Raw genomic sequence first — 2,924 nt, 5'->3', positions numbered from 1 at the left:
CGGTTCGACATTCTCGATCATCCGACCTTGGCTCCTTACATCTTCCTGATCGAGGGCGCGATCCTCGACTGGGGCGCGCTCCTCACCGTCGAGCGGGAGCTGCTGGAGACCGCGCGCGCGGGCCTCGGCTTCATGCTCTTCTCCATCGCCATGGCGGGGGCGCGGCTGTTGGGCGACAGGCTGGTGGCGATGATCGGCCCCTTCGCGACGCTCGTGGGCGGCGGGATCGTCGTGGCCTGCGGCCTCGCGCTGATGCTGCTGGCGCCGGTCGCGCCGCTCGCGCTGGCGGGGTTCTTCCTCGTCGGGCTCGGCGCGGCGAACCTCGTCCCCGTCCTCTTCAGCGCGGCGGGCCGGCAGACGATGATGCCCGCCGGCCTCGCCATCGCGGCGGTCACGACGACGGGCTACGCGGGCATCCTGGCCGGCCCCGCCCTGATCGGCTTCGTCTCGCAGGCGACGAGCCTCGTCGCCGCGTTCTGGGGGCTGGCCGCGCTGGTCCTCGTCTTCCCGCTCTGCGCAAGGGCGGTGGCCCGAACCTGAGCCGGCCCGCGCGAAACGCCGCCGGTCGCGCGGAAATCGATATTGACGGGAGGTCGGGGCGCAATACCTCACTTGCGACGGTTCGTCGCGGTCGGGGAAGGAAACCCCGCCGGAAGCAGCGCCCGACACGGGCGGATGTCTCCGGCGGCAGGACCCCGCCCGTGCGGAACCGTCGTGTGCATGGACGGGCGGTTCCATGAAGTACCGACTGCTCGCCGCCGCCACGGCGGCGCTGTTCGCATGGCCCGTCGCCGCGTCCGAACCCGTGGCCGTTCCGGCCGAGGAACTCTACGCCACCGTCTGATCGGCCTGCCACGGTCGCATGGGGCGAGGCGTTTCCACGTATCCCTCGCTGTCCGGCCAGACCGAGGACTACCTCTCGGACCGGCTGATGACCTATCGCGCCGGGGAGCGCATCGGGCCGAACTCGATGCTGATGATCCCGATGGCGGCCGACCTGACCGACGCGGACATCGCGGGCCTCGCCACGTTCATTTCCACCACATTCCGCTGAGGCGGAGACGCGCTGCGGCCCTGTCGCGGCGCCGGAACGGCATCCGGCGGCCCGCATGGCGGGGCGGGGCGACCGTGCGGCGGTTCCGTCCCCGGAGCGCCGGTCGTGTCGCGGCAGGTGTCGCGGCGGTCCGCACGACATCGGCGCGCCGGGGAGGGCCCGCCACCCAGAGGGAGGCTCGCTCCGCGGCGTCGCGCGCCTGCCTCGGGATGCCGGGCGCGCCTCCGCTCCGGGTCTCGCGACCCGAGGGTTCCGCGCATGTCGCCGTGCCGTCCCCGGGCCGGCGGACCCCTGCGCGACGCGATGGCGCGGGACGAGGGACGTTGCCCGCGGGTGGCGGCTGTGGTTGGCTCGGCGCGGGACCAGCGCTGGGGAGGAGGGGATCATGCGTTTCGCCATCGGGCTCATCGCCGCGAGCATCGTCCTGGCGGGATGCCAGGCCCGCGAGATGGACCGGCCGCCGGACGCGACCGGACAGGAGGATTACCTCGCGCTCTGCTCGAGCTGCCATGGCGCGACCGGCGCCGGAGACGGGCCCGCCGCGGCGGGGCTCGACCCGCGGCCGGCCGACCTCACGCGGCTCGCCGCGCGGAACGGCGGCGTCTTCCCGATGCTCGAGGTCATGGCGCGGGTCGACGGCTACACCCGTGCGCCGGACGGGATGCCGGAATTCGGCGCCCTCTTCGCGGACGATCTGGTGCCCTTCGAGACGGAGCCCGGCGTGCTCACGCCGACCCCGCCGCGGCTGATCGCGCTGGCGGACTACGTGGCGACGCTGCAGCGCTAGCGGAACGCGCCTTGCCGGGGCGGGGGGAGGGCCGGCTGGAAGAGAGGGCGGTCGACCTCGGGGAACGCATTCACGATCCTGCGGCGTTTTCCATGCACGAACGCACGCGACATACACGCGTGTACGGTCACGCGCGCTGCGCCCCTCACGGCCGCGATCGTCCAGCGCTACGCCGAAGACGGCGGACCGGCCGGGCGCCGCAGCGGGCGGGCGATACGTGCGGGTGCTGCGGGCGCGCGATCCGGAGGCCGCTCGGCACCGGGTCGGCGGTTTTTTCCGCACACCGCCGACCTCGCAAATCCGCGTAAGGCGTCGCGTATCGGCGCAACCCGATCGGGCATTTCAGGGGGTGGGGATGGTGCCGCAGGGGAGGATTGAACTCCCGACCTCACCCTTACCAAGGGTGCGCTCTACCACTGAGCTACTGCGGCCCTCGCTCGCGTGGGCGGTGGACTAGCCGCAATCCAACCATGACGCAAGCGCAATCTGGACGCGTCGGGCGGCGCGCGGTAAGAGGGCGTCCATGACCGAAAAGGCGCAGGAGCGGACGCCGAAACCGGCGGCGAAATCGGGGCGCGAGACGCGGCTGAAGGCGGCTCTCAAGGCGAACATGGCCAAGCGCAAGGCGCAGGCGAAGAAACGCGCGGAGAAGGGCGGGGCGTGATCCCGGCTCCCCGCGCCGCGAGGCGAGGGCAGAAATGGACAGGATCGTCGTCACCGGGAACGGGCCGCTGTCGGGGCAGATCCCCATCGCGGGCGCCAAGAACGCCTGCCTCACGCTGATGCCCGCGACGCTGCTCTCCGAGGAGCCGCTGACGCTGACGAACGCGCCGCGCCTCTCCGACATCCGGACGATGACGACGCTCCTCCAGTCGCTCGGGGCCGAGGTCTCGTCGCTGAACGAGGGCCGCGTGCTGGCGCTCTCGTCCCACGGGCTCGACAACCACACGGCCGACTACGACATCGTCCGCAAGATGCGGGCCTCGATCCTGGTGCTCGGGCCGATGCTGGCGCGCGAGGGGCGGGCGGTCGTGTCGCTGCCGGGCGGCTGCGCCATCGGCGCGCGGCCCGTCGACCTGCACC

Annotated in this window: 2 protein-coding genes, 1 tRNA gene and 3 pseudogenes; 5 read left to right on the top strand and 1 reads right to left on the bottom strand. The window is 72.6% G+C overall.

The genetic code is table 11. From position 1 onward, the window contains the following. The 3 genes and pseudogenes from ACTS11_RS20780 to ACTS11_RS20770 form a co-directional block, all read left to right on the top strand. Positions 1-540: pseudogene (locus ACTS11_RS20780) on the top strand (MFS transporter); the annotation flags it as partial. A gap of 319 nt (positions 541-859) precedes the next feature. Further along, positions 860-1,054: pseudogene (locus tag ACTS11_RS20775) on the top strand (c-type cytochrome); the annotation flags it as partial. 385 nt (positions 1,055-1,439) lie between these two features. Beyond that, positions 1,440-1,841 carry a cytochrome C gene (locus tag ACTS11_RS20770; protein ID WP_442642186.1) on the top strand — a complete coding sequence of 134 codons (402 nt, stop codon included), beginning with the start codon at positions 1,440-1,442 and terminating at the stop codon, positions 1,839-1,841. Positions 1,842-2,197: 356 nt separating this feature from the next. Here ACTS11_RS20770 and ACTS11_RS20765 read toward each other — a convergent pair. Continuing rightward, positions 2,198-2,272, bottom strand: a tRNA-Thr gene (locus ACTS11_RS20765). A 92-nt stretch (positions 2,273-2,364) separates the two neighbouring features. On the opposite strand from ACTS11_RS20765, the gene ACTS11_RS20760 reads away from it, so the two are divergent. Then, entirely contained in the window at positions 2,365-2,505 is a 141-nt protein-coding gene (locus ACTS11_RS20760) for a hypothetical protein (RefSeq protein ID WP_442642185.1), read from the top strand. Between the two features lie 34 nt (positions 2,506-2,539). Continuing rightward, positions 2,540-2,924, top strand: a pseudogene (locus ACTS11_RS20755) (UDP-N-acetylglucosamine 1-carboxyvinyltransferase); the annotation flags it as partial.

This window comes from Roseicyclus sp. (assembly GCF_052168335.1).
In the GTDB taxonomy this organism is placed as follows: domain Bacteria; phylum Pseudomonadota; class Alphaproteobacteria; order Rhodobacterales; family Rhodobacteraceae; genus Roseibacterium.
The sequence above is the reverse complement of the archived record's forward strand: the minus strand, read 5'-3'. Positions and strand labels throughout refer to the sequence as shown.

Coding starts and splice junctions, on each gene's coding strand:
- ACTS11_RS20770 (WP_442642186.1), top strand. CDS start 1,440: ATGCGTTTCGCCATCGGGCTCATCGCCGCGAGCATCGTCCTGGCGGGA.
- ACTS11_RS20760 (WP_442642185.1), top strand. CDS start 2,365: ATGACCGAAAAGGCGCAGGAGCGGACGCCGAAACCGGCGGCGAAATCG.